The sequence below is a fragment of the Streptomyces thermospinosisporus genome (assembly GCF_039526425.1).
GTDB lineage: Bacteria > Actinomycetota > Actinomycetes > Streptomycetales > Streptomycetaceae > Streptomyces > Streptomyces thermocarboxydovorans.
Window position 1 is genome coordinate 140,650 of sequence record NZ_BAAAIZ010000010.1, and the last position, 24,379, is coordinate 165,028.

At 71.7% G+C, this 24,379-nt stretch carries 21 protein-coding genes; 8 read left to right on the plus strand and 13 right to left on the minus strand.

Features of this window, described 5'->3' with window-relative positions:
* Positions 1-2: 2 nt before the first annotated feature.
* The 3 genes from ABD207_RS05575 to ABD207_RS05585 form a co-directional block, all read right to left on the minus strand.
* Positions 3-1,826, minus strand: a complete 1,824-nt coding sequence (locus ABD207_RS05575; protein ID WP_344010475.1) for a glycosyl hydrolase family 18 protein — start codon at positions 1,824-1,826, stop codon at positions 3-5.
* Between the two features lie 125 nt (positions 1,827-1,951).
* A complete protein-coding gene (locus ABD207_RS05580) occupies positions 1,952-2,596 on the minus strand; it encodes a response regulator (protein WP_344010477.1) in 645 nt (214 codons plus the stop codon).
* Entirely contained in the window at positions 2,593-3,789 is a 1,197-nt protein-coding gene (locus ABD207_RS05585) for a sensor histidine kinase (RefSeq protein ID WP_425580628.1), read from the minus strand. Before ABD207_RS05585 ends, ABD207_RS05580 begins: the two co-directional genes overlap by 4 nt.
* Before the next feature lie 153 nt (positions 3,790-3,942).
* Here ABD207_RS05585 and ABD207_RS05590 point away from each other — a divergent pair, with 153 nt between their 5' ends.
* Together ABD207_RS05590 and ABD207_RS05595 are read left to right on the plus strand one after the other, a co-directional pair.
* Entirely contained in the window at positions 3,943-4,542 is a 600-nt protein-coding gene (locus ABD207_RS05590) for a hypothetical protein (RefSeq protein WP_344010479.1), read from the plus strand.
* The gene (locus tag ABD207_RS05595; RefSeq protein ID WP_344010481.1) at positions 4,539-4,742 is read left to right on the plus strand and encodes a DUF5708 family protein; all 204 of its coding nucleotides are present in this window, start codon (positions 4,539-4,541) and stop codon (positions 4,740-4,742) included. The genes ABD207_RS05590 and ABD207_RS05595 overlap by 4 nt, the downstream gene beginning before the upstream one ends.
* On the opposite strand, the gene ABD207_RS05600 is transcribed toward ABD207_RS05595, so the two are convergent.
* Positions 4,739-5,311, minus strand: coding sequence for a cob(I)yrinic acid a,c-diamide adenosyltransferase (locus tag ABD207_RS05600; RefSeq protein WP_344000719.1), 573 nt, complete (start codon positions 5,309-5,311; stop codon positions 4,739-4,741). The genes ABD207_RS05595 and ABD207_RS05600 overlap by 4 nt on opposite strands.
* Positions 5,312-5,500: 189 nt before the next feature.
* Here ABD207_RS05600 and ABD207_RS05605 point away from each other — a divergent pair, with 189 nt between their 5' ends.
* The 3 genes from ABD207_RS05605 to ABD207_RS05615 all read left to right on the plus strand — a co-directional run bounded on the left by ABD207_RS05605 (position 5,501) and on the right by ABD207_RS05615 (position 9,795).
* Positions 5,501-6,349, plus strand: a complete 849-nt coding sequence (locus ABD207_RS05605; RefSeq protein ID WP_344010483.1) for a 3-hydroxyacyl-CoA dehydrogenase family protein — start codon at positions 5,501-5,503, stop codon at positions 6,347-6,349.
* 179 nt (positions 6,350-6,528) lie between these two features.
* Positions 6,529-6,852, plus strand: coding sequence for an STAS domain-containing protein (locus tag ABD207_RS05610; RefSeq protein ID WP_167997647.1), 324 nt, complete (start codon positions 6,529-6,531; stop codon positions 6,850-6,852).
* 408 nt (positions 6,853-7,260) lie between these two features.
* On the plus strand, positions 7,261-9,795 hold the full coding sequence (locus ABD207_RS05615) for an ATP-binding protein (protein WP_344010484.1): 2,535 nt from the start codon (positions 7,261-7,263) through the stop codon (positions 9,793-9,795).
* A gap of 119 nt (positions 9,796-9,914) precedes the next feature.
* Here the strand turns inward: ABD207_RS05615 and nucS are convergent, their stop codons facing one another.
* Positions 9,915-10,586, minus strand: coding sequence for an endonuclease NucS (gene nucS, locus ABD207_RS05620; protein WP_344010486.1), 672 nt, complete (start codon positions 10,584-10,586; stop codon positions 9,915-9,917).
* Positions 10,587-10,954: 368 nt separating this feature from the next.
* Here nucS and ABD207_RS05625 point away from each other — a divergent pair, with 368 nt between their 5' ends.
* The gene (locus tag ABD207_RS05625; protein ID WP_167997644.1) at positions 10,955-11,347 is read left to right on the plus strand and encodes an SCO5389 family protein; all 393 of its coding nucleotides are present in this window, start codon (positions 10,955-10,957) and stop codon (positions 11,345-11,347) included.
* 105 nt (positions 11,348-11,452) lie between these two features.
* Here the strand turns inward: ABD207_RS05625 and ABD207_RS05630 are convergent, their stop codons facing one another.
* Positions 11,453-12,481: an LLM class flavin-dependent oxidoreductase gene (locus ABD207_RS05630; protein ID WP_344010488.1), complete on the minus strand. Its 1,029-nt coding sequence runs from the start codon at positions 12,479-12,481 to the stop codon at positions 11,453-11,455.
* A 240-nt stretch (positions 12,482-12,721) separates the two neighbouring features.
* Between ABD207_RS05630 and ABD207_RS05635 the strand changes: the two genes are divergently transcribed.
* On the plus strand, positions 12,722-13,051 hold the full coding sequence (locus ABD207_RS05635; protein ID WP_344010489.1) for an ATP/GTP-binding protein: 330 nt from the start codon (positions 12,722-12,724) through the stop codon (positions 13,049-13,051).
* 60 nt (positions 13,052-13,111) lie between these two features.
* Here ABD207_RS05635 and ABD207_RS05640 read toward each other — a convergent pair whose 3' ends face one another.
* The 7 genes from ABD207_RS05640 to mce all read right to left on the minus strand — a co-directional run bounded on the left by ABD207_RS05640 (position 13,112) and on the right by mce (position 22,984).
* Positions 13,112-13,969: an ABC transporter permease subunit gene (locus ABD207_RS05640; protein ID WP_344010490.1), complete on the minus strand. Its 858-nt coding sequence runs from the start codon at positions 13,967-13,969 to the stop codon at positions 13,112-13,114.
* Positions 13,966-15,165: an ABC transporter ATP-binding protein gene (locus ABD207_RS05645; RefSeq protein ID WP_344010492.1), complete on the minus strand. Its 1,200-nt coding sequence runs from the start codon at positions 15,163-15,165 to the stop codon at positions 13,966-13,968. Before ABD207_RS05645 ends, ABD207_RS05640 begins: the two co-directional genes overlap by 4 nt.
* 120 nt (positions 15,166-15,285) lie before the next feature.
* Complete coding sequence (locus tag ABD207_RS05650) at positions 15,286-16,059, minus strand: ABC transporter permease (RefSeq protein WP_344010494.1); 774 nt, start codon at positions 16,057-16,059, stop codon at positions 15,286-15,288.
* A 7-nt stretch (positions 16,060-16,066) separates the two neighbouring features.
* Positions 16,067-17,020: an ABC transporter ATP-binding protein gene (locus tag ABD207_RS05655; protein WP_344010496.1), complete on the minus strand. Its 954-nt coding sequence runs from the start codon at positions 17,018-17,020 to the stop codon at positions 16,067-16,069.
* An 85-nt stretch (positions 17,021-17,105) separates the two neighbouring features.
* Positions 17,106-18,041, minus strand: a complete 936-nt coding sequence (locus tag ABD207_RS05660) for a coiled-coil domain-containing protein (protein ID WP_167997637.1) — start codon at positions 18,039-18,041, stop codon at positions 17,106-17,108.
* Between the two features lie 423 nt (positions 18,042-18,464).
* Positions 18,465-22,313, minus strand: a complete 3,849-nt coding sequence (scy, locus tag ABD207_RS05665; RefSeq protein ID WP_344010498.1) for a polarized growth protein Scy — start codon at positions 22,311-22,313, stop codon at positions 18,465-18,467.
* Positions 22,314-22,543: 230 nt separating this feature from the next.
* Positions 22,544-22,984, minus strand: coding sequence for a methylmalonyl-CoA epimerase (gene mce / locus ABD207_RS05670; protein WP_344010499.1), 441 nt, complete (start codon positions 22,982-22,984; stop codon positions 22,544-22,546).
* A gap of 149 nt (positions 22,985-23,133) precedes the next feature.
* Here mce and ABD207_RS05675 point away from each other — a divergent pair, with 149 nt between their 5' ends.
* Positions 23,134-24,360: an acetyl-CoA C-acetyltransferase gene (locus ABD207_RS05675; protein WP_344000703.1), complete on the plus strand. Its 1,227-nt coding sequence runs from the start codon at positions 23,134-23,136 to the stop codon at positions 24,358-24,360.
* Positions 24,361-24,379: the final 19 nt, after the last annotated feature.

The following is a 24,379-nucleotide window of genomic DNA, read 5'->3' on the forward strand; positions in this document are numbered from 1 at the left end:
ATCTACCTCAGTCCGCTGTCGATGGCGCTCACCAGCTCTCCGTTCGCGCTGTCTCCGCTGAACTCCCAGAAGAACGCCCCGCCCAAGCCCTGGTTCTTGGCCCAGGACATCTTGCCGTTGATGGTGGACGGGGTGTCGTAGGACCACCAGTTGCTGCCGCAGTGGGCGTAGGCCGTGCCGCCGACCGTGCCGGTGGCGGGGCAGCTGTTCTTGAGGACCTTGTAGTCCTCGATGCCCGCCTCGTAGGTGCCGGTCGCCGGGCCGGTGGCGGTGCCGCCGGGTGCGGACTGGGTGACGCCGGTCCAGCCGCGGCCGTAGAAGCCGATGCCGAGCAGCAGCTTGTCCGACGGGACGCCCTTGCCCTTGAGCCCGGCGATGGCGGCGGCGGAGTTGAAGCCCTCCTTCGGGATGCCGTTGTACGAGGTCAGCGGCGAGTGGGGGGCGGTCGGGCCGGTCCGGTCCCAGGCGCCGAAGTAGTCGTACGTCATCACGTTGTACCAGTCGAGGTACTGCGCCGCACCGCCGTAGTCGGCGGCGTCGATCTTGCCGCCGGCGGAGGCGTCGGCCGTGATCGCGGCGGTGACCAGGTAGTCCTTGCCGAACTCGGCACGCAGTGCCTGCATGAGGTTCTTGAAGGCGGCCGGTCCGCTGCTGTCACAGGTCAGACCGCAGGCGTTCGGATACTCCCAGTCGATGTCGATGCCGTCGAAGACGTCGGCCCAGCGCGGGTCCTCCACGACGGCCTTGCAGGACTTGGCGAACGCGGCCGGGTTCTGCGCGGCCTGGCCGAAGCCGCCGGAGTAGGTCCAGCCGCCGAAGGAGTACAGCACCTTGATGTGCGGGTACTTGGCCTTCAGCTGGCGCAGCTGGTTGAAGTTGCCGCGCAGCGGCTGGTCCCAGGTGTCGGCCTTGCCGCTGACCGACTGGTCGGCGGTGTAGGCCTTATCGTAGGCGGCGAAGGTGTCGTCGACGGTGCACTGACCGTTCTTGACGTTGCCGAAGGCGTAGTTGATGTGGGTGATCTTCGACGCGGAGCCGGAGGTCACCAGGTTCTTGACGTGGTAGTTGCGGCCGTAGACGCCCCACTCGACGAAGTAGCCGAGCTTGACCTTGTCGCCGGGCGGCGGGGGCTCCTCGGTCTGACCGGTGGTGCGCACCCGTACCGAGCCGCTGACCGGGCCGGTCTGGTCGGAGGTGTCCCGGGCCTGCACCGAGTAGGAGTAGTCGGTGCCCTTGCTGAGCCCGGTGTCGGTGTACGAGGTGGTGGTCACCGTCGCGACCTTGGCGCCGTCGCGCAGGACGTCGTAGTTCTTGATGCCCTTGTCGTCGGTGGCCGGCGTCCAGGAGAGCTTCACCGAGCTGTCGGTGATGTCCGAGGCGGTGGGGGTGCCGGGCGCGGAGGGGGCCTCGTCGCCGGGTGCCGAACCGCCGTCGCAGCTGCCGCCGTTGAGCGTGCAGTTGCCGGGGGAGCCGGAGCCGGTGCCGTTGAAGCCGAAGCTGACGGACGCCCCGGGGGCGAGGGTGCCGTTCCAGCCGACGTTCTTCGCGGTCCAGTGGTTGCCGGAGTTGGTGACGGTGGCGTCCCAGGCGGAGGTGACCTTGGTGCCGGAGGGGAAGTCCCACTCGACGGTCCAGGAGTTGATGGTCGTGGTGCCGGTGTTCTTCACCGTCCACTTGCCTTCGAAGCCGGTGCCCCAGTCCTGGGTCTTGACGTAGGTGGCGGTGGCGGAGGCCGCGGCCTGAGCGGGGCTCGCGAGTGCCACGAGACCGGAGAGGGGAAGGGCCAGCGTCGCGATCGCCGCTGCGACTCTTCGTCTGAAGCGCATCGTGCGCCTCCTTTATGGGGAGTGTGGTGGGGGCATGACTGAGCCTTCACGCCCGCAGTGCCGCGAGAATAGAAAGGTCTGGACCAGCGGTCAATAGGTCTGGACCACTACGCTCACGGTCCGCTTCAGATCCCCAACTCCTGCGCCAGTACCGCCGCTTGCACCCGGCTGCGCAGCCCCAGCTTGTTCAGCAGACGGCTGACGTGCGTCTTCACCGTCGCCTCCGCCATGTCCAGACGCTCGGCCACATCCGCGTTGGACAGGCCCTCGCCCAGGCAGGACAGCACCTCCCGCTCACGGCGCGTCAGCGACTGAAGCAGCGCCGGATCGACCGACGGCTCCCGCGCCGCGGGCTGCGCCGCGAACTCGGCGATCAGCCGGCGGGTGACCGCCGGGGCGACGATCCCCTCGCCGCGCGCCACCGTCCGCACCGCCTCGATCAGGTCCTTCGCCTCGGTGTTCTTCAGCAGGAACCCGGCGGCACCCGCCCGAAGCGCGCCGAAGACGTACTCGTCGAGATCGAACGTGGTCAGCACCAGCACATCGGCCAGACCCTCCCCGACCACCTGCCGGGTCGCCGACACCCCGTCCAGACGCGGCATCTGAACATCCATCAGCACCAGATCGGGCCGCAGCCGGCGGGCCAGCTCCACCGCCCGCACGCCGTCCTCCGCCTCGCCGGCCACCTCGATGCCGGGGGCGCTGCGCAGGATCAGCACCAGCCCGGCGCGCACCGCCGACTGGTCCTCGGCGACCAGGACCCGGATCATTCATTGCCTCCTCGGTCGATGTCGTGGACGGGGAGCTCCGCGCGGACCACCCAGACCTTGCCGTCGGGGCCGTCCTGGGGACCCGCGTCGAAGGTGCCGTGCAGCAGCGCCGCCCGCTCCCGCATGCCCACCAGGCCGGCACCGGAACCGGGGGCGCGCGGCGCGTCCCGGCCGCCGTACGGGCTGGTCACCCGTAGCGCGAGGGTGCCGTCCTGCTGCCGCAGCCACACCGTGACCCGCCCCGGCGCGCCGTGCTTGAGGGCATTGGTCAGGGACTCCTGGACGATCCGGTAGGCGGCCAGCTCCACCGGCGCGGGCACCGCCTCGTGCTCGGCGTCGAGCGCGGCGTCCAGGCCGTTCGCGCGGGCGCCCTCCACCAGGGCGGTGAGGCCGTCGAGGGTCGGGGTGGCCGCCGGTTCCCGGTCCTGGGCGCCGTCGCGCAGGATGCCGATCAGCCGACGCATCTCGGACAGACCCTGGACGCTGTTCTCCCGGATGACCGAGAGCGCCTCGCGGGAGGTCCGCTCGTCCTCCAGGGAGAGCGCGGCCGTGGAGTGGATGGCGATGGCGGACAGGTGGTTGGCGACCAGGTCGTGCAACTCCCGGGCCATCCGGGCGCGTTCCGCGGTCACCGCCTGGGTGCGGTCCATCTCGGCCAGCAGCGCGGTCTGTTCGGCGCGCAGCAGCGCCGCGTCCGCCGCCTCGCGGTGGTTGCGCACGATGAGGCCGGTGGAGGCGGGGGCGAAGGCGACTCCGGCCGTCACGACACCGATGAGCAGGGCCTCGGGTTCCCGCCACACCGCGTACGGCACCAGAACCCCGGTGAGGGACAGCAGCCCGGTGACCCAGGGCAGGCGGCGGGCGGTGGAGGCCGGGCCGTAGAGCACGGCCGCGTACATCAGGTCGGTGTACATCACCACCGTGGCGATGCTGCCCTGGGTGAGCAGGTCGGCGGTCAGCGCCAGGGTGCCGATGCCCAGACCGGCACGCGGAGCGCTGCGGCGCAGCAGCTCGCATCCGGCCATCACGACCAGCGGGACGAGGATCGGCCCGCGGCCCGCGAGCTGCACCATCGGGTCGTCGCTCTGCCTGAGGCCCAGCCCGAAACCCCACAGCACCAGCCCGCCCAGCAGCCCGCCGAGCGCGGCCCAGACGTCGAAGCGGTGCGGGCGGGGGAGACGTACGGCGGCCATGGGCACCATCCAACACGCTGCGCGCACCCGGCGCCTGATGCCCCGGGACGGTACCGGACTGCATCTTTCGATGTACCGCGAGTTCATCGCAGGTGACGACGCATCCGGGCGCGGTCAGCGGGAGCCTGAAAGGGTGACCGAGAGGAGCGAACCGTGATCGTCGCACTGATCGCCGCCTGCGAGATCGGCTTCTGGGTGCTGCTGGCCGCCGGACTGGCCTGCCGCTACCTGCTGAAGATGCCGCGCACCGGCCTGGCGCTGCTGCTGTGCGAGCCGCTGCTGGAGGTCGTCCTGCTGATCGTCACCGCGATCGACCTGAAGAACGGCGCCGAACCGGACTGGACGCACGGGCTGGCCGCGCTCTACATCGGCTACACCGTGGGCCACGGCCACCGCACCGTGAAGTGGCTGGACGGCCACGCGGCGCACCGCCTCCAGGGCCGCCCGCTGGTCCGGCCCCCGCGCTACGGCATGGCCCGGGCGCGGCACGAGGGCAGGGTGTGGCTGGGCACGCTGGTCGGTGCCGTGGTCGCGACGGTGCTGCTCCAGGGCGCGATCTGGTACGTCGACGACCCGAGCCGCGTCACCTCGCTGGAGGACTGGCGCTTCGGCGCCTGGCGGGCGGCCGGCATCCATGGACTGGTCGCGCTGTCGTACTTCGTCTGGCCGAGGAAGGCCCCGGCGGAGACCGATCCGGTCACCGCGAGCACGAGCACTCGGAAGGACGCCGAACGGGAGGGAGCACACCGGTGACACGGGCAGCGAAGGACATCACGGAGGGCGCGGTCACCCTCGCCGTCGGACTGGTGCTGAGGCTGACCACCGAGGACGTCGAGGTCCCGGTGTTCACGCTCACCAAGGTCGGGACGGTGATGATGTGCGTCGGCGGAGTTCTGCTGCTGTGGGGCCTGAACCGCTCGGCCCGCCCCGCCCGCCAGGAGGAACGCTCCTAGCGCTCCCCGCCCGGCACCCACAGCACGTCGCCGGTCTCCTTGTTGGCGATGCGGGCCAGGATGAACAGCAGGTCGGAGAGACGGTTGAGGTAGGTGGCGGTGAGCGGGTTCATGGTCTCGCCGTGCACCTCCATCGCCGCCCAGGTGGAGCGCTCGGCCCGCCGGACCACCGTGCAGGCCTGGTGCAGCAGGGCCGCGCCCGGGGTGCCGCCGGGCAGGATGAAGGAGCGCAGCTTCTCCAGCCGCTCGTTGAAGCGGTCGCAGTCCGCCTCCAGCCGGTCGATGTAGAACTGCTCCACCCTGAGCGGCGGGTACTCCGGGTTCTCCACGACCGGGGTGGACAGGTCCGCGCCCACGTCGAACAGGTCGTTCTGGACGCGGGTGAGGACCTGCACCACCTCGTCCTCCAGCCCGCCCAGCGCGATCGCCGTGCCGATCACCGCGTTCGCCTCGTTGGCGTCGGCGTACGCGGCGATCCGCAGATCGGTCTTGGCGACCCGGCTCATGTCACCGAGCGCGGTGGTGCCCTTGTCGCCGGTGCGGGTGTAGATACGCGTCAGATTGACCATGCGGCCAGCCTAGTTGTGCCCGGCTGTCCGGAACACTCCGTACGCCGTCCGGGGCGCCCACCGGGCCGGGGCGGTGTGATGTCCGTCATGTGAGACGTGACGCGCGTTACTAACCCGCCACATGGCGACTCGCGGGCGCTAGTGTCCGCCCGAGAGAACAACGACAGCGCGTATCAGGGGAGTCGCACAGTGGCACGCAAGCTCGCCGTCATCGGAGCCGGTCTCATGGGATCCGGCATCGCCCAGGTCTCCGCTCAGGCGGGCTGGGACGTCGTTCTGCGCGACGTCACCGACGAGGCGCTCACGCGGGGCACCGACGGCATCAAGGCGTCGTACGACAAGTTCGTGAGCAAGGGCAAGTTGCAGGCGCAGGACGCCGAGGCCGCCCTCGCCCGGATCACCCCCACGACCGACCTGGACGCCTGCGCGGACGCCGATGTCGTGGTCGAGGCCGTGTTCGAGAAGCTCGAGGTCAAGCACGAGATCTTCCGCACCCTCGACAAGCTGGTCCGCGAGGACACGGTGCTCGCCTCCAACACCTCCGCCATCCCGATCACCAAGATCGCGGCCGCGACGGAGCACCCGGAGCGCGTCGTCGGCACGCACTTCTTCTCGCCGGTGCCGATGATGCAGCTGTGCGAGCTGGTCCGCGGCTACAAGACCAGCGACGAAACGCTGGCCAGGGCGCGGGAGTTCGCCGAGTCCGTCGGCAAGACCTGCATCGTCGTCAACCGTGACGTCGCCGGTTTCGTCACCACCCGCCTCATCTGCGCCCTCGTCGTCGAGGCCGCGAAGCTCTACGAGTCGGGCGTCGCCAGCGCCGAGGACATCGACCTCGCCTGCAAGCTGGGCTTCGGCCACGCCATGGGCCCGCTGGCCACCGCCGACCTGACCGGCGTGGACATCCTGCTGCACGCGACCAGCAACATCTACACCGAGTCCCAGGACGAGAAGTTCGCCGCCCCCGAGCTGATGCGCCGGATGGTTGATGCCGGTGACATCGGCCGCAAGAGCGGGCAGGGCTTCTACAAGCACTGACACCGCCCCACCCCGGCGTGGCATCACACGCCGGGGTGAATTCGGTATCGGTTCGCTCACAGCCAGCAACCTCGGCGGCCCTCACGCAGTCAGACCTTGCATCACCGGCTGTACAAAAACGAACAACGATCAACGACGAATCACTCGGAGCACGAGAACGCAGGCCACGGGGAGCGCATATGCACATCAGGGGCGACCACGCCGAGCTGGTCGTCGGGGGCCGCCTCGACGTCCGCAGCGCGGCGGACGCCCGCACGGTCCTGCACTCGGCCGTCGACGACGGAGTCGGCGACCTGGTGCTGGATCTGTCCGAACTGGACTCCTGGGACGCCACCGGACTCGGGGTGATCATGGGGGCCCACCGGCGGGCCGGCCGCTGCGGCCGGCGCCTGGTGCTGCGCGGTGTGCCGCCGCAGATGCAGCGCCTGCTGGTGGCCACCCGGCTGCACCGGATCCTGGCGATCGAGGGGGGCATCGGGGTGGACAGCCTGCCCCGGGTGTGAGGTCCCGCTCGGTGAGCCGTCCGGCCGACGGTCCGCTGCGACGGATCCGCCGCGATCGGTCCACGGCGACAGATCCGCGGCGATCGGTCCACGGCGACAGATCCGCGGCGATCGGTCCGCCGCGATCGGTTTACGGCGACCGGTTCACGGCGATCAGACCGTCACGGGTCGGTCCGGCGCGGGCGGTCCGCACAATCCTCACGAGACTGTGACGTCTCGGGCGGCGCGGTACCCCGGACTGTCGTAGATACTGAGCAAAGGTTTAGGGTTCGGCTGCCCGCTGCCTTGCAACCCTCGAGCGGGCCCGGACCAGAAGCGACAGCGCGGTGTGCACAGCAAGGCCGGGAGGGGCTTTGGGTCCTGTCCGTGGGACTCGGGCACACGACGCTTTTGGGGGGCTAGGTACCTATGGACCCGAACATTCCGGGACCCGAGGAGTACGGCCGGCACGGTGACGGTGACGCACCGCGCCAGCGTCCGCCCCGGGACTCCCTCACATCCGACTTCTCACCGCACGCGCCCGCACTCGCCCGCACGGTGCAGCTGGTCTCCGGCGACTTCCTGCTCACCGTCAACCCCGTCGACGGCAGCGAGATGGAACCCTGCCCGCCGGTCGAACGGCCCGCCCGGCCCGTGAAGCTCGACGCGGCCGAGCGCGCCGAGGTGGAACGCGCGGCCCGCCCGCCCGTCCCGCCCGGACCCGCGCAGCCCACGCTGCCGCTGCTGGCCCGTCAGGAGACCCGCGAACAGCTGGTCCGGCTGCTCGCCCGCGGCCGCTCGGTGCGCCTCACCGGCCCCGGCGGCTCCGGCCGCACCCGGCTCCTCGACACCGTCGCCGAGGACTGCGCGGACCTCGCCCCCGACGGCGTCGTCCGCCTCAGCGGCCACCGGCGCACCCCCGACGACCTGCTTTACGACCTCTTCTACGCCGTCCACAACGCCCCGCTGTACCGCCCGGAGCGGGCGGAGCTGATCGAGCACATCCGCGAGATCGGCGCCGTCGTCGTCCTGGACGACCTGGAGTTCGGCGGGGAGAGCCTCGACGAGCTGCTGGACGCGACCCCGGAGTGCGCCTTCCTGTTCGCCGCCACCCCGGACGTGCCCGCGCCCTCCGCCGACGCCGCCGTGGAGGAGGTCGCCCTGGAGGGCCTCGACCGCGCCGCCGGCCTCGACCTGCTGGAGCACGCCGTGGGGCGCCGGCTCACCGAGGACGAGGCCAACTGGGCCGGCGACCTGTGGTTCGAGTCCGAGGGGCTGCCGCTGCGCTTCGTCCAGGCCGGCGCCCTGCTGCGGCAGCGCGACCGGCTGCGCGCCGGGGCCGGCGCGGTCGACGAGTTCGGCGTCTTCGCCGACGCCCGCCCCGACGACCTGCCCTACGAGCCCGTCGACGGCGCCGAGGTCCCGCTGCCCCCGCTGGGCGACGCGGCCGCGCCCGCGCCGCTGCTCGCCTCCCGGCTCAGCGCCTCCGCCCGCGCCACCCTGCGGTTCGCGGTGGCGCTCGGCGGCGAGGTGCCGCACCAGGCGCATCTGCCCGCCCTGGTGGGCGACACCCACGCGGACGCCGCGCTCGGCGAACTGGCCGCCTGCGGACTGGTCACCCCCGTCGGCTCCCACTACCGGCTGGCCGCCGGGGTGCTGACGCAGCTCGAGGCCGCCGGATACGCCGAGGGCCTGGACGCCCAGGCCCGCACGGCCGCCCAGCACTACGCCTGGTGGGCCGGGCACCCCTCGGTCACCGCCGAGCGGGTCTGCGCCGAGGCGGACGCGGTGCTCGCCGCGCTCACCGTCGTCGTCCCGCTCACCACCGCCACCGGTGACGGCGAGCAGCCCGTCGCCGTGCAGCTGGCCCGCACCGCCGCGCCCGCGTTCGCCGCGGGCCTGCACTGGAGCGCCTGGGAGCGCGCGCTGCGGGCGGGTGCCGAGGCCGCACGGCTCGCCGGGGACGTGACCGAACAGGCCTACTTCCACCACGAGCTCGGCATCCTCGCCCTGTGCTGCGGGCAGCTCGACCGGTCGCGCGCCGAACTGGAGGCGTCCATCGGGCTGCGCGGAGCGCTCTCCGACAAGCGCGGCACGGTCGCCGGACGCCGGGCCCTCGCCCTGGTCGCCGACCGCTCCGGCACGCCGCTGGCGCTCGCGCCGACCGCGGGGGAGGAGGTGCCCGAGGCGCACGCCGAGGAGTCGGCCTCGCCGCCCCGCGGGGTGCCGACGGCCTTCCCGGAGCTGAAGCCTCCCGCCGACACCGCGCTGATCATCAACCGTTCCGCGTCCACGCCTCCGGCCGCCTCGACGCCCGAGCAGGGCGGCGGTCTGAAGAACCTGGCGCGGCGCAACCTGGTGGCGGCCGGCGCGGGTGCCCTGCTCGTCGCCGTGCTGGGCACCGTCGTCACCCTCGGGGCCACCTCGGACGGCGAGGCGGGCCGGCCCTCGGAGAACGTCGGCGTCAACCCCTCCGCCACCCAGGGCATCGACGACGGCAGCTTGGGCGCCGACCCGGCGGCCGGCGACGAGGGCGACACCGGCAAGGCCACCAGCCGGCCCTCCGACCCGGGCCCGGACGGCAAGCTGGGCACGGCCGACGACCCGACACCGACGGCCTCGACGTCGGGCGAGCCGTCCGAGGACGACAGCAAGGAGCCGGACGAGCCGACCAAGTCCCCGACGAAGTCGCCCTCGAAGTCGCCCACGTCCAAGCCGACGAAGACCACCAAGCCGCCCACGTCCCAGTCCCCGGACCCGACCTCGCCGGACCCGGAGCCGACCGAGACCGAGCCGGACCCGACCGACACCCCGACCACGCCGCCCGAGGAGCCGTCCACCAGCGACTCGGCCAGTGGTCCCGCCTCGTCCTCCCCGGCGGATACGAGCAGTTCGGCCAGTGCCCCGGAGAGCAGCGGCGCGGGCACGCCCAGCGGTTCGGGCAGCGCCGGGACGGTCATCTGACGCCGGCCGCACGACAGGACAAAAGGGCCGGGTCCCCTGCACGGGACCCGGCCCTTGCGTGTGTGCGGACGGCCCTTGCGCGCGTGCCGAAGTGCCCTGGAACAGCCGCGGTAAGAGTCCTAGAACAGCCGCAGCTTGTCGTCCTCGATGCCGCGCAGGGCGTCGTAGTCGAGGATCTGGCAGCTGATGCCCCGGTCGGTGGCGAGCACCCGCGCCTGCGGCTTGATCTCCTGGGCGGCGAAGATGCCGCGCACCGGGGCGAGATGCGGATCGCGGTTCAACAGCTCGAGGTAGCGGGTGAGTTGCTCCACACCGTCGATCTCGCCGCGCCGCTTGATCTCCACCGCCACGGTCTGCCCCTCGGCGTCCCGGCACAGGATGTCGACCGGGCCGATGGCGGTCATGTACTCGCGGCGGATCAGGGTGTAGCCCTCGCCGAGTGTCTCGATCCGGTCGGCGAGCAGCTCCTGGAGGTGCGCTTCCACGCCGTCCTTGATCAGGCCGGGATCCACGCCCAGTTCGTGCGTGGAGTCGTGGAGGATCTCCTCCATGGTGATGATGAGTTTCTCACCCGCCTTGTTGACGACGGTCCACACGCCTTCCTGGTCGTCCGTGCCCTCCTTGAGGGTGCAGGGCGGCGACATCCAGTTCAGGGGCTTGTAGGCCCGGTCGTCGGCGTGGATGGAGACACTGCCGTCCGCCTTGATCAGGATCAGACGGGGTGCCGACGGCAGGTGCGCGGTGAGCCGTCCGGCGTAGTCCACGGAGCAGCGGGCAATGACGAGACGCATGGTCGGCAACGCTACTCGACCGCCCCGCCCCGACGCGATTCGCCCTCGCAACCCGCCCCCGGCCCGGCCGGGCCGGCCGTCCGCGACCGGTGCCCGGGGCGTCCGCAGCCGCCCCTCGAGGAAGCCTCCCACTCGCCTCACCAGGCGCTGCGACACGTCCTGAATCTCCTGGAAAACCCGTGTTCCACGATGGCCGATTACCTGCCCACGGGATGTTTGTCATCCGGGCAATGTCCTGGTGCGGGCACCTCCGGTTGCTTACGGTATTGAACGGGAGGTCGCGAGGTGTGTACGCAGCGTGTCCGATTACGCGGGCTCCCATATCTGTCAGGCAACCCCTGCTCGTCGGGGGTGCGAGAGGAGAACCCATGTCGCTCGACGTCTCACCGGCCCTACTCGAACAGGCCGAGCGAGGCGAGGTCGACGAAGCAGAATTCGTCGACTGCGTCCGGACCTCCCTGCCCTACGCGTGGGAGATGATCAGCTCCCTGGTGGCCCAGCTGAAGGTGGACGGCGGAGAGTTCGCCGACAACCAGACGCCCCCGCCGGACGAGCAGGCACGCGGTCAGCTGCTGCGTGCGCTCGCGAGTGACGCGATACGCGGCGCGCTGCAACGGCACTTCGGTGTTCGGCTGGCCTTCCAGAACTGCCACCGGGTGGCCGTGTTCCCGCTTGACTCCTCGGTCGACGAGACGCTGGCCCGCTTCACCTCGGTCCGCAGTCAGCTGCTGAACCAGTCGCCGGAGCTGCGCGACTGCTGACGCGCCCCATCGTCTGCTTGCCGCTCCGTACGCGGGAGGTGCAGTCAGTACCAGGGGCGGCAAGCCTCCATGGCACGTGATCCAACGCAGGCCGACCCGCTCGGTTCAGGCGAGCCGGGGCAGCACCTCGGCACCGAGGCGCCGTACGTTCTCCTCGGTCGCCGCGAGATCGCCGGATCCCTCGACGAGCAGCGCGAAACGGGAGATGCCGGTCCGCTCGCTGGTCGCCGCCAGCCGGTCCGCACACAGCGCCGGGGTGCCCACCGGGTGCAGTCCGCAGAGCAGTTCGGTGTACGCCAGCGGATCGCGCATCTGCCGCGACCGGCCGTCCACGGTGACATGGGCGCCCAGGCCCTGGCGCAGCCAGCCCGGCATCGCCTTCAGCAGCGCCTCCGCCGCGTCGGCCCGCCGGTCGGCGATCTGGCAGACACCGGCCGACACATGCGCGGCGCGGTGGATCTCCTCGGGGGACCGGCCGCTGGCGCGGGCGTGCCGCCGCCACAGGGCGACCATCTCGGCCTTCTCCTCGTCGCCCACGTGCATGCCGAGCAGCATCGGCAGCCCGCGCTCGGCGGCCAGCCGCACGCTGGACGGCGAGGTGCAGGCGACGACGATCTCGGGGCCGTCCGTCTCCGTGAGCGCCTCCGACGGGCGGGGCACGACGGGGACTTCACGGAACCGGTAGCGCTCGCCGTCGGCCGCCACGGACGGTTCGCGCAGCCAGCGCACCAGCAGATCGAGTGATTCGGGGAAACCCTTCTCGTACGCCTCGAGACCGGAGCCGAAGACCTCCAGGTCCACCCAGGGGCCGCCGCGCCCCACGCCCAGCGAGAAGCGGCCGCCGCTGGTGATGTGCAGCAGCGCGGCCTGTTCGCCGAGGGTCACGGGGTGGGTGGTGGGCAGTACGCTGACCGCCGTGCCGACCCTCAGCCGGCGGGTGCGGCCCAGCAGCAGGGCGGCCAGCGTGACCGCCGAAGGGCAGGTGCCGTACGGCACGAAGTGGTGCTCGGCCAGCCAGACCGTGTCGAGCCCCGCCTCCTCGGCCACCTCGGCCGAGCGGACCGCGCGGTGCAGCGCCTCCCCCTCGCCCTGCCCGGGGAACTGGGCGGCCAACACGAAACTTCCAACGCGCATTGCTTTCCTGCTTCCTTGGCTCCGACGCGGAGCTCCCCCGCACGGCATAACCGCCTGACACGTGCCGAGGACACGGCCGGGCGGCGGAATTTGCGGATTGTCTGCAGAATCGGCCGCTCGGGAGCGGGTGCGGCGTCGCCGGACGGGGCCGTGTGACGACCGGAGCCGTACGCGTACCCCTGCGCGGGACACGTAGGCTGGATACGGCCCGTGCATCCTGTATAGCCCGTGAGGTGTCCTGTGTCCCCGCGTCGCAACCGACCGAAGGGATCCGGTTCGTCCGGCCGGAGCGCCGACGACCGTTCCGGCCGCTACGGCGGCTGGCAGTCCACGGAGAGCTGGCAGGGCGAGGAGTGGAGCGTACGGCACGTGGCGGGCGCCAGCGCGCGGGGCAAGGCCTACCGCTGCCCGGGCTGCGACCAGTTGATTCCGGACGGGGTGCCGCACGTGGTGGCCTGGCCGGAGTTCTCCGGGGTGGACGAGCGCCGGCACTGGCACAAGTCCTGCTGGAACGCGAAGGACCGCCGCACCACGCGGGTGCAGCGGTCCCGTAACGCGCCGAGGTTCTGAAGCCCCGCGGCCGGTGCGGAAGCCCTCGCGGCCGGTGCGGAAGCGGTCACCGCCGTGTGCTCACACGTCCCGCTTCTCCAGCAGGGCGAAGGCACCGGCCAGCGCGGCGGCCGTGATGCTCAGCATGATCCACACCGGGTCCCAGCCGGACGGGCCGGACTCGCTGAGGGAGTTGGCGTAGAAGACGCTCATCTGGTTCGGGATGGAGTACTCGAACAGCGCCTGCTGCACGTCCTTGAGCGACTCCGAGAACATGAACAGCGCGATCACCAGCGGGGCGAGCAGCGCACCGATCATGATGGTGATGGCCCCGGCGGAGTGCCGGATGATCGAGCCGACCGCCAGCGACAGCGTGCCGAGCAGGGCGAGGTAGAGCGAGACGCCCACGGTGCCCTTCAGCCACTCGCCGCCCGAGGGGTCCTTCGCCCCGTTGCCCTCGAGCATCGCCACGTGCAGCACGCCGATGAGCGTGGCGGACACCAGGGTCACCACGAAGGCGACCAGGAAGAAGACGATCGCCTTCGCCGTGAGCACCCGGGCCCGTGAGGGGCAGGCGACCATGGTGGTGCGGATCATGCCGGTGCCGTACTCGGAGGCCGTGGTCAGCACGCCCAGCGTGATGAGGCACATGCTGCCGAGCAGCAGCCCGAAGAAGCCGAGCCCGAGCGGGCTCTCACCGCCGAGGTCGGCGTCCTGGCTGGAGACCACCAGACCGGTCAGCAGACCGATGCCGACCACGAGCAGCACGAACACCCCGAGCGTCCACATCGTGGAGCGCACCGACCGGATCTTCGTCCACTCGGAGGCGAGGGCGTGCCCGAGGTGCGTGCGCACCACCGGGATGGGTGAGGTGTAGCCGGGCCGGGCGGCCTGCCACTCGGGTGCGGTCTGCGGCATCGGGGGCTGGGGCGTGCTCATCGGGCGTCCTCGGGCTTGGTCAGGTCGGCGGCGGAGGGAGCGTTCGCGGGCGCCGCGGCGGGCGCGGCCGGGGCCTGCGGGGCCTGCTGTCCGGGCTGTCCGGCGGGCTGGGCGTACGGATTGGCCTCAGGGGCGCCTGCGGGGGCCTGGGGGGCCGCGTAGGGCTGCCCCTGCTGGGGCGGCGGCGGGGGATACCAGCCCGGCTGGCCCTGGCCCGGCACCGGCACCGGCGGCTGCGCGCCGGGCGGCAGCGGCTGCTGGAGGCCGGCCTTCTGGTCGGTGGTCGAGCGGTAGTCGACGGCGCCCTGCGTCATCCGCATGTACGCCTCCTCCAGCGAGGCCTGATGCGGCGACAGCTCCCACAGCCGTACGCCGTTGTCGTGGGCGATGTCGCTGATGCGGGGCAGCGGCAGTCCGGTCACCCGCAGCGCGCCGTCCTGCTCGGGCAGCACATGCCCGCCCGCCTCGGTGAGGGCGGCCGACAGCTTCTCCCGGGCCTGCGGCTCGGTGTCCGGGGTGCGCACCCGCGCGAAGCCGGCCGAGTTGGCGGCGATGAAGTCCTTCACGCTCATGTCGGCCAGCAGCTGCCCGCGGCCGATCACGATGAGGTGGTCGGCGGTCAGCGCCATCTCGCTCATCAGGTGCGAGGAGACGAAGACCGTGCGGCCCTCGGCCGCGAGGGACTTCATCAGATTGCGCACCCAGAGGATGCCCTCGGGGTCGAGGCCGTTGACCGGCTCGTCGAACAGCAGCACCTGCGGGTCGCCCAGCAGCGCGGCGGCGATGCCGAGCCGCTGGCCCATGCCGAGGGAGAAGCCCTTGGACCGCTTCCCGGCCACCTGGTGCAGACCCACCACACCGAGCACCTCGTCCACCCGGCGGGCGGGGATGCCCGACAGCTGGGCGAGGCTCAGCAGGTGGTTGCGGGCGGACCGGCCGCCGTGCACCGCCTTGGCGTCCAGCAGCGCGCCGACCTGGCGGGGGGCGTTGGGCAGCTTGCGGTAGGGGTAGCCGCCGATCGTGACGTGCCCGGCGGTGGGGTTGTCCAGGCCGAGGATCATCCGCATCGTCGTCGACTTGCCGGAGCCGTTGGGGCCCAGGAAGCCGGTGACGGCACCGGGCCGCACCTGGAAGGAAAGGTTGTACACAGCGGTCTTGTCGCCGTACCGCTTGGTCAGGCCGACTGCCTCGATCATGCTCCGCACCCATCGCAAGGTTCAGGACAGCGGGGCACACGCCCCCGTAAGGGTTAGGAGGATATCCAGGCGCTGACGGTTCCGTTCAAGACGAGGTAAAAACCGCTCGCACGTGATCATTCACTGTGCGTCGCGCCGCTTCAGCAGCACATAGCCGCCGATGAGCGCGGCCAGCACCCACAGCGCCATGATCCCCAGCCCGCCCCAGGGCCCGTACGGGGTGTCGTCGCCGACCGGCGGGACCACCTGCATGATCTTGCTGCCCGCCTGGTCGGGCAGGAACTGGCCGATCTTCTTCGTGGCGTCCACGTTGCCGAGGATGTTGGAGATCAGGAAGAAGAACGGCATCAGAATGCCCAGCGACAGCATCGGCGAGCGCAGCATCGCGGCCACGCCCATCGAGAACATCGCGATCAGCGTCATGTAGAGGCCGCCGCCGATCACCGCCCGCAGCACCCCGTCGTCCCCGATCGAGGCCTTGTGCTCGCCGAGCATCGCCTGGCCGAGGAAGAACGCGGCGAAGCTGGTGGCCATGCCGACGACCAGGGCGAGCGCGGTGGCGACCGCGATCTTGCCGAACAGGAAGGTGCCGCGCTGCGGAACGGCCGCCAGCGAGACGCGGATCATGCCGGTGCTGTACTCGTTCGACACCACCAGCACACCGAAGACGATCATCGCCAGCTGACCGAGGCTCATCCCGGCGAAGCTGATGAAGGTGGGATCGAAGGAGAGCCGGTCCCGGGTGCTCATGTTGTCGAACTCGGCCTTCGACAGCGCCGAGATCAGCATGCCGAGCGCGATGGTGACCACCGCCGCCAGGGACAGCGTCCACACCGTGGACGCCACCGACCGGATCTTGGTCCATTCGGACCGGACGACCTGCGTTGCCGCCATGCTCAGCTCAGCCCTTCTTCCAGCCCTCGCCCCACTGCTGCGGGGCGGACGGCGCGTCGGAGTGCGCGTGGTACTCCACCGACTCCGCGGTCAACTGCATGAACGCCTCCTCCAGGGAGGCCTGCTGGGGGCTCAGCTCGTGCAGCACCAGCTGGTGCCGGGCCGCCAGCTCCCCGATGTACTCGGCCTTGCTGCCGTCCACCTCCAGCGCCCCGTCCCCGCCTTCCTGGGCGGTGATGCCGGCCTGGTGCAGCACGTCGAGCAGCTTCTCCCGCTGCGGGCTGCGCACCCGGACGTAGGAGCGCGAGTTGCGGGCGATGAAGTCGGCCATCGAGGTGTCGGCGAGCAGCCGGCCCTGGCCGATGACCACGAGATGGTCCGCGGTCAGCGCCATCTCGCTCATCAGGTGGGAGGAGACGAAGACCGTGCGCCCCTGCGCGGCGAGCGACTTCATCAGCGTACGGATCCAGTGGATGCCCTCGGGGTCGAGACCGTTGACCGGCTCGTCGAACATCAGGATCCGCGGGTCGCCCAGCAGCGCGGCGGCGATGCCGAGCCGCTGGCCCATGCCGAGGGAGAACCCCTTGGCCTTCTTCTTCGCCACGGCGGTCAGACCCACCGTGTCCAGCACCTCGTGCACCCGCTGCTTCGGGATGCCGTTGCTCTGGGCGAGGCACAGCAGATGGTTGAAGGCGGTGCGCCCGCCGTGCACCGCCTTGGCGTCAAGGAGCGCGCCGATGTACTTCAGCGGGTCCTTCAGCTGGTGGTAGTGCTTGCCGTCGATCCGCACATCGCCCGCGGTGGGCCGGTCCAGGCCCAGCATCATCCGCATCGTGGTCGACTTGCCCGCCCCGTTGGGGCCGAGAAAGCCCGTGACGATGCCCGGCCTGACGGTGAACGTCAGATTGTTCACCGCGATCTTCTCGCCGTACCGCTTGGTCAGCCCCTCGAGCTCGATCATGACGCCCACGCTAGAGGGCGACAAAGCCCTCTGCCACCTCAGTGGCAGAGGGCTTCACACTGTGCGGCCGATGTCCCCGAGGACGTTACCGGGACTGCTGGGCCGGGACCCCGCGGGAGACCGGCTCCTCCTCGGCGGGCGTACCGGTCGCGGCCACCGCGGCACCGGTCAGCGTGGCGAGCATCTCGCGGACGTTCGTCAGCTGGGCGTTGATGGAGTCGCGGCGGTTGGTCAGGGCGGCCAGCTCGCGCTCGGACTCCGAACGGATCCGGTCGGCCTTGGCGTTGGCGTCCGCCACGATGTCCTCGGCCTGGCGCTGCGCGGTCTCCACCGTCTGGCGGGCACGGCGCTCGGCGTCGGTGCGCAGCTTCTCCGCCTCCAGACGCAGCTGCTCGGCGCGGTGCTCGATCTCCGCGAGGCGCTTCTCGGCCTTCGCCTGACGGGAGGCCAGGTCGCGCTCGGACTGCTCGCGGCGCTTGGCGAGGTTCGTCTCGAAGTCGGCGGCGGCCTGCGCGGCCTTGGCGCGGGTCTCCTCGAAGAGGGCGTCCGCCTCCTCGCGCTTGGACTGCGCGTCCTTCTGCGCCTCGGCACGCAGCTGGGCGGCCTCGCTCTTGGCCTTCTCGATGATCCGGGCGCCCTCGTCCTCGGCCTTGGCCTTGCGCTCCGCCGCGTAGGCCTCGGCGTCGTTGCGCACCTGCTGGGCCGCCGACTCGGCGAGCTCGCGGTGCTGCTCGGCCGCGCGCCGGGCCTCCTCGCGCAGGTCCTTCGCCTCTTCCTCGGCGAGCCGCAGGATCTTCTCGACCCGGGCGCCGAGGCCGGCGTACGACGGCTCGGCGTCGTTGATCTGTGCCTGGGCGTTCTGCGTCTCGAGGTGGAGCTCCTCGATCCGCTTTTCCAGGGCGCTGATGCGGGCGAGTGCACTGTCACGGTCGGAGACGAGCTTGGAGATACGTTCGTCCACCTGAGCGCGGTCGTACCCACGCCGCACAAGCTCGAAGCCGTAGGGGGAAGTGTCGCTCATGGGGTTCCTGTCGAATGAGACCGGTGAGGTGATAGGTGGAATCCTAGGGGCCGAAGCGGTGTGTCATCGAGCGGATGCACGTTTGATACGGAGAATGACACCCCTTTTGAGTGGCTGACCGCCGGACCACTTGCCAAAGCCTTGGTCAAAGCCCCCTGAGTCGGGGTGATTTCACCCGTTTCGCCGGGCCTGTCTCCTCCGCCCGTGTGACCCGACCCCGTGGCCCGATGCGAGGGCGGACCGTGCGCCATCGGAGCGCCGCCGCGCGGGCCGAGCGGCCGGAAGGCCCCTGCCGTCCGGTGACGGGGCGCCCGACGGATCCCGGCCACCCGGGGACCGGCCGCCCAACGGGTCCCGAGGGCCGCCCGGGGACCGGCCGCCCAACGGGTCCCGAGGGCCCGGGGACCGGCCGCCCAACGGTCCCTAGCTCTCGGAGGACTTGCCACCCGAGCGGGGTGCGCCCACCGACGCTCCCGCCTTGACCCCGTTCTCCTTCGAACTCGCCGGAGCCTCGAAGGACTCCAGGGCCTCCAGGACGTCCTGCACCCGCGAGATCTCGGCATTGATGTCCTCACGGCGCCGCACCAGCACCTCCAGCTCGCGCTTGCCCTCCTCGACCGTGCGCCGCGCCTCGCGGACCGCCTCGGCCTTCAGCTCCTCGGCCTCCTTGATGAGCGCCGCCTTCTTCTGCTCGGCCTCCTTCAGCAGGCCCTCGGCCTTCTTGACGGCGGCGATACGCACCTTGCCGGCCTCCGAGTTGGCCTCGGAGACGATCTCCTTCGCCTTCGCCTCGGCCTTGGCCAGCTGCTCCTCGGCCGCCTTGATCAGCGCGTCGCAGCGGTCACCGGTCGACTTCATCGTCTCGGCCGCCTCCCGGCGGGCCCGCTCGTGCAGTTCCTCGATCTCGCTGGTGATGCGGTCCCGCAGCTCCTCGGCGCGCTGCCGGATCTGCGTGGCGTCCCGGCGCGCGCCGACCAGCAGCTCATCCGCGTCCGCACGGGCCTTCTCCACCAGCGAGTTGCCCTCCACGGTCGCCTCGGAGACGATCCGCTCGGCCTCGCTGCGGGCCGCGCCCACCATGGTGTCCGCCTGCGACTCCGCGTCCGCGGTGGTCTTCAGCGCCTGCTGCTGCGCCTCCGCGAGCAGCTTGTCCGCCTCGGCCGTGGTCTCCGTGATGAGCTTGTCGACCTGCTCGGCCGCCTCGCTGCGCCGCTTGTTGGCGTCCTTGCGCGCCTCGTCCAGGGTGCGCTCGGCCTCCTCGCGGGCGGACGCCACCAGGCGCTCCGCCTCCGCCTCGGCCTCCGCCTTCACCCGGTCGGCCTCCTCGCGCACCCGCTCCGCGTGCTGCTGCGCCGAACCGACCGCCTCCGCCGCCTCGGCCCGCAGCCGCTCCGCGTCGCTGGTGGCGTCCGAGATCAGCTTCTCCGCCTTGGCCACCGACTCCGCCCGCAGCCGGTCCGCCTCCGCGACCGTCTCCGCGGTGAGCCGCTCCGCCTCCTTGCGCGCCTCGGTGACCAGCGTGTCCGCCTGCGTCGCCGCCTCCGAACGGATCCGGTTGGCGTCCTCGCGGGCCTCCGCACGGGTGCGCGCCGCGCTCTGCTCGGCCTCCGCGACCGCCTCCGACGCCTCCGTGCGCACCCGCTGGGCGTACTCGTTCGCCTCCGAGCGGATCCGGTCGGCCTCGGTGATCGCCTCCGACACCGTGCGGTCGGCGAGCGTCTTGGCGGCCTCGGTCTCCTCCCGGGCCTCGGCGCGCAGCCGGCTCGCGTCCTCGCTCGCCCGCTCCCGCTCCGCGTAGGCGTCGGCGCGGACCCGGTCCGCCTCCTCCTCGGCCTCCCGGCGGGTGCGCTCCGCCGCGTGCTCGGCGGCGCTGCGCAGCCCGGTGATCTCCTCCTGGGCCTGCTCGTGCAGCCCGGCCACCGACTCGCGCACCTGCGCCGCGTGCTGCTCGGCAGCCGACACCATCTCGGTGGCCCGCCGGTCGGCCTCCTCCACCAGCCGCACGGCCTCGGCCTGCGCCTCGTCGACCCGCTTGCGCGCCGCGGCCAGCAGCTCCTCGCTCTGCTCGCGGGCCTGCTCGCGCTCCTGGTCCGCCTCCTGCCGGGCCGCGCCCAGCAGCTCCTCCGCCTCGCGGCGGCGCCGGGCGGCCTCCTCCTGCGCGGCGGCCAGCGTCTCCGACGCCTCGGTGCCCAGCCGCTCGGCGGCGGCCTGCGCCTCGGCGCGCACCCGGTCCGCGGTCTCCTGCGCCTCCGCCTTCAGCCGCTCCGCCTCCGTCGCGGCCTCCGAGCGCAGCCGCACCGCGACGGCCTCGCCCTCCGCGCGGGACGCCGACGCGTCCGCGGCCGCCTCGGTGCGCAGCCGCTCGGCCTCCGCCTCCGCCTGCTGCTGCAGGGTGCGGATCCGCTCCGCGGCCTCGGCACGCAGCCGCTCGGTCTCCTCGGCGGCCTCCTGGCGGATCCGGGCCGCCTCCTCGCGGGCCTCGCTCAGCGCCTGCTCGGCGGCGGCCAGCCGCTCGTCGGCCTCCCGGTGCAGACGCGTCAGCTCGTCGGCGGCCTCCGCACGCCGGGCCTCGGCGGCACGCTCCGCCTCCTCGCGCAGCTCCCGCGCCGCCCGCTCGGCGTCCGCCATGAGCGCCTCGGCCTGCTCCACCGCCTCCTCGCGGTGCCGCTCGGCCTCCTTGCGGGTGCGCTGCAGTGTCTCCTCGGCCTGCCGGCGCAGCGTGGTGGCCCGCTCGATCGCCTCGGTGCGGACCTTCTCGCTGTCGGTCTGCGCGGTGGAGCGCAGCTCGTCCGCGTCCGCCTTCGCCTTGGCCAGCAGCTCCTCGGCGGACTTCGCCGCCTCCTCGATCTGCGCCACGGCCTCCTTGCGGGCCTCCGCGCGGATCTTCTCGCCCTCGGCGACCGCCTCGGCGCGCAGCTGCTCGGCCTCGCCGCGCAGCCGGCGGGCCTCCTCCTGCAGCTCGACCGTCTTGGCGCGGTACTCCTTGGTGTCGTCCTTCGCCGCGCCCTTGAGCTGCTCGGCGATGTCGTGCGCCTCCGCGCGCAGCCGGTCCGCCTCGGCCTCCGCCTCGCGGCGGATCCGCTCGGCCTCCTCGGCGGCCGCCTTGGTGGTCTGCTTGGCCTCCTCGGACGCCTTGTTGAGCACGTCCTCGGCGGTCCGCGCGGCCTGCGACAGCTGGGTCGCGGTCTCCTCGGCGGTGAGCGTCCGGGCCTTCTCCGACGCCTCGGCGACGATCTTCTCGGCCTCCGCGCGGGCGTCGGCGATGACCTGCTCGGCCTCGGCCTTGGTCTGCTCGGCCTCCTTCGTGGCCTCCTCGACCAGCCGCGCCACCTGCTCCTTGGCGGTGCGCGTACGGGTCTCGTTGGCGGCCTCCGCGGAGGCGATCGCCTTGGCGGCGGTCTCCTTCGCCTCGGCGAGCACCTTCTCCGCCTCGGCCCGCGCCTCGCGCAGCGCCGCCTCCGCCTCGGCCATGCGCTGCTCGGCGGCCTTGCTCATCTCCATCGCCTGGCGGCGCGCGGCCTCCGACTCGGTGACCGTGGAGGTGCGCAGCTGTTCGGCGTGGTCGGTGGCCTCCTGCGCCTGCGTGGAGGCGGCGTTCAGCAGCCGCTCGGCGTCCGCCCGGGCCCGCCGCAGAATCTGCTCCGCCTCCGCACGGGCCGCCTCGGCCTCGCTCTGCAGCCGCTGGCGGGCCTCGGCGGTCAGCCGCTCGGCCTCGGCACGCGCCGCGGCCATCGCCTGCTCGGCCTCCGCGCGGGACTCCTCGAGCAGCCGGCGGGCCTGCTGCTCGGTGCGGGCACGCAGCTGCTCCGCCCACGCCACGTTCTCGTTGACGTGCGTCTCGACCGTCTGCCGGCGCTCCGCCAGCTCCTGGTCGAGCTGCTGGCGCCGGGTCACCGCCTCCTGGTGCAGCTCGGCCTGGAGCCGCGCCGCCTGCTCCGCGTGCTCCTGGAGGATGCGCTGCGTCTGGGCGCGGGCCTGGCTCAGCTCCCGCTCGGCCTCGGCCCGCAGCTGATCGGCCTGCAGCTGCGCGTTCCGCAGCAACTGCTCGGCCTGGTAACCGATGTCGCCGCCGTCGTAGGCGGGCCGGGACATGATGGTGCGGCGCGCCTCGTGCAGCTTGGCGCGCAGCACCTCGACCTGGTAGCCGAGGTCTTCGGCGTGCTGGATCGCCTTCTCCCGCTCGGTCTTCAGCCGCTTCATCTCGGCTTCGAACCGAGAGAGGTGGTCGACGTCAGCCGCCGGCTCTCGCTCCTGGCTCTCGTAGCCCCGCACTGCGCGGTCCCATCCGTCCCCTGGTCGCAAGTCTGGCCGGGCTCCCGTCCATCCGCCGAACGGGGCCCCCGGGGAATGGTGTCAGATCAACGGCTGAGCATGGGCTGCTGCCCCGGCGCTCGCCCCCCGAAACCGGACCCCGGTGGTCCTGCCACCCGTGACGGCAGGACCTGGTCACCCTGGATCGAGCGGCGACCGCACCCAACCCTACCGGCCCATATGTACGTGGGTCAGTGCTCGGACGGTTCAACGGGCGCCGAAGTGACCAGTTCGGTCAGTACGCCGTGGCAGTCCTTGGGGTGCAGGAAGGTGATGCGTGACCCCATGGAGCCGCGCCGGGGCTCTTCGTACAGAACGCGTACGCCCTTGTCCTTGATGGCGGCTGCGTCGGAGTCGACATCCGCCGTACCGAAGGCGATGTGGTGCACGCCCTCGCCGTTCTTGGCGAGCCACTTGGCGACGGTGGAGTCCTTCCGGGTCGGCTCAAGCAGCTGCAGGTAGGAGGCGCCGCCGTCCGAGGTCTCGTTGATCTTGAGCATGGCCTCGCGCACGCCCTGCTCCTCGTTGACCTCGGTGTGGAAGACCTCGAAGCCGTAGGTCGACCGGTAGAACTCGACGGTCTTGTCCAGGTCGAAACAGGCGATCCCGATGTGGTCGATTCGCGTCAGCATGGATTCAGTGCAGCGCCCCCGGCGTGGTTACGCAACGTGCGCGCGATCACACCGAAGGGCCGATGACGCGGTCCGCACAGCGTCAGTACATTCGAAGTAAACCCTCGTTCACTCCTCGGCTGTGCAGGCCGGTAAGGGGATCGCAGCTCATGTCTTCTGCATCTTCCGCAACGACTTCCGCAGCGAACGGTACGACGTCCGTCATCGTCGCGGGCGCCCGCACCCCGATGGGGCGGCTGCTCGGTTCGCTGAAGTCCTTCTCCGGAGCCGACCTCGGCGGCTTCGCGATCAAGGCCGCCCTCGACCGTGCGGGGATCGGTGGCGACCAGGTCCAGTACGTGATCATGGGGCAGGTGCTCCAGGCCGGGGCGGGGCAGATCCCGGCCCGCCAGGCCGCCGTCAAGGCCGGCATCCCGATGAACGTGCCGGCGCTCACCATCAACAAGGTCTGCCTCTCCGGCCTCGACGCCATCGCGCTGGCCGACCAGCTGATCCGCGCGGGCGAGTTCGACGTGATCGTCGCCGGCGGCCAGGAGTCCATGACCAACGCCCCGCACCTGCTGCCGAAGTCCCGCGAGGGCTTCAAGTACGGCGCGGTGCAGATGCTCGACGCCATGGCGCACGACGGTCTGACCGACTCCTTCGAGGGCATCGCCATGGGCGAGTCCACCGAGAAGCACAACGCCCGCCTCGGCATCGGCCGCGCCGAGCAGGACGAGATCGCCGCGCTGTCCCACCAGCGGGCCGCCGCCGCCCAGAAGAACGGCGTCTTCGAGGCCGAGATCACCCCGGTGGAGATCCCGCAGCGCAAGGGCGACCCGGTGCTGTTCAGCAAGGACGAGGGCATCCGCGGCGACACCACCGTCGAGTCCCTCGGCAAGCTGCGCCCCGCCTTCGCCAAGGACGGCACCATCACCGCAGGCTCCAGCTCGCAGATCTCGGACGGTGCGGCGGCCGTGGTCGTGATGAGCAAGGCCAAGGCGCAGGAGCTGGGCCTGGAGTGGATCGCCGAGATCGGCGCCCACGGCAATGTGGCCGGCCCCGACAACTCGCTCCAGTCGCAGCCGTCCAACGCGATCCGGCACGCGCTGAAGAAGGAGGGCCTGGAGGTCTCCGACCTGGACCTCATCGAGATCAACGAGGCGTTCGCCGCGGTCGCCGTGCAGTCGATGAAGGACCTCGGCGTGTCCACCGAAAAGGTGAACGTCAACGGTGGTGCGATTGCCCTCGGCCACCCCATCGGCATGTCCGGTGCGCGGCTGGTGCTGCACCTGGCGCTGGAGCTGAAGCGGCGCGGCGGCGGTGTCGGTGCGGCGGCGCTGTGCGGTGGCGGCGGTCAGGGCGACGCGCTGATCGTGCGGGTGCCGAAGGCCTGAGCCCCGCCTCGTTGTTTGC

Coding starts and splice junctions, on each gene's coding strand:
- ABD207_RS05575 (WP_344010475.1), bottom strand. CDS start 1,826: ATGCGCTTCAGACGAAGAGTCGCAGCGGCGATCGCGACGCTGGCCCTT.
- ABD207_RS05580 (WP_344010477.1), bottom strand. CDS start 2,596: ATGATCCGGGTCCTGGTCGCCGAGGACCAGTCGGCGGTGCGCGCCGGG.
- ABD207_RS05585 (WP_425580628.1), bottom strand. CDS start 3,789: ATGGCCGCCGTACGTCTCCCCCGCCCGCACCGCTTCGACGTCTGGGCC.
- ABD207_RS05600 (WP_344000719.1), bottom strand. CDS start 5,311: ATGGTCAATCTGACGCGTATCTACACCCGCACCGGCGACAAGGGCACC.
- ABD207_RS05610 (WP_167997647.1), top strand. CDS start 6,529: ATGCACATCAGGGGCGACCACGCCGAGCTGGTCGTCGGGGGCCGCCTC.
- ABD207_RS05615 (WP_344010484.1), top strand. CDS start 7,261: ATGGACCCGAACATTCCGGGACCCGAGGAGTACGGCCGGCACGGTGAC.
- nucS (WP_344010486.1), bottom strand. CDS start 10,586: ATGCGTCTCGTCATTGCCCGCTGCTCCGTGGACTACGCCGGACGGCTC.
- ABD207_RS05625 (WP_167997644.1), top strand. CDS start 10,955: ATGTCGCTCGACGTCTCACCGGCCCTACTCGAACAGGCCGAGCGAGGC.
- ABD207_RS05630 (WP_344010488.1), bottom strand. CDS start 12,481: ATGCGCGTTGGAAGTTTCGTGTTGGCCGCCCAGTTCCCCGGGCAGGGC.
- ABD207_RS05640 (WP_344010490.1), bottom strand. CDS start 13,969: ATGAGCACGCCCCAGCCCCCGATGCCGCAGACCGCACCCGAGTGGCAG.
- ABD207_RS05645 (WP_344010492.1), bottom strand. CDS start 15,165: ATGATCGAGGCAGTCGGCCTGACCAAGCGGTACGGCGACAAGACCGCT.
- ABD207_RS05650 (WP_344010494.1), bottom strand. CDS start 16,059: ATGGCGGCAACGCAGGTCGTCCGGTCCGAATGGACCAAGATCCGGTCG.
- ABD207_RS05655 (WP_344010496.1), bottom strand. CDS start 17,020: ATGATCGAGCTCGAGGGGCTGACCAAGCGGTACGGCGAGAAGATCGCG.
- ABD207_RS05660 (WP_167997637.1), bottom strand. CDS start 18,041: ATGAGCGACACTTCCCCCTACGGCTTCGAGCTTGTGCGGCGTGGGTAC.
- mce (WP_344010499.1), bottom strand. CDS start 22,984: ATGCTGACGCGAATCGACCACATCGGGATCGCCTGTTTCGACCTGGAC.
- ABD207_RS05675 (WP_344000703.1), top strand. CDS start 23,134: ATGTCTTCTGCATCTTCCGCAACGACTTCCGCAGCGAACGGTACGACG.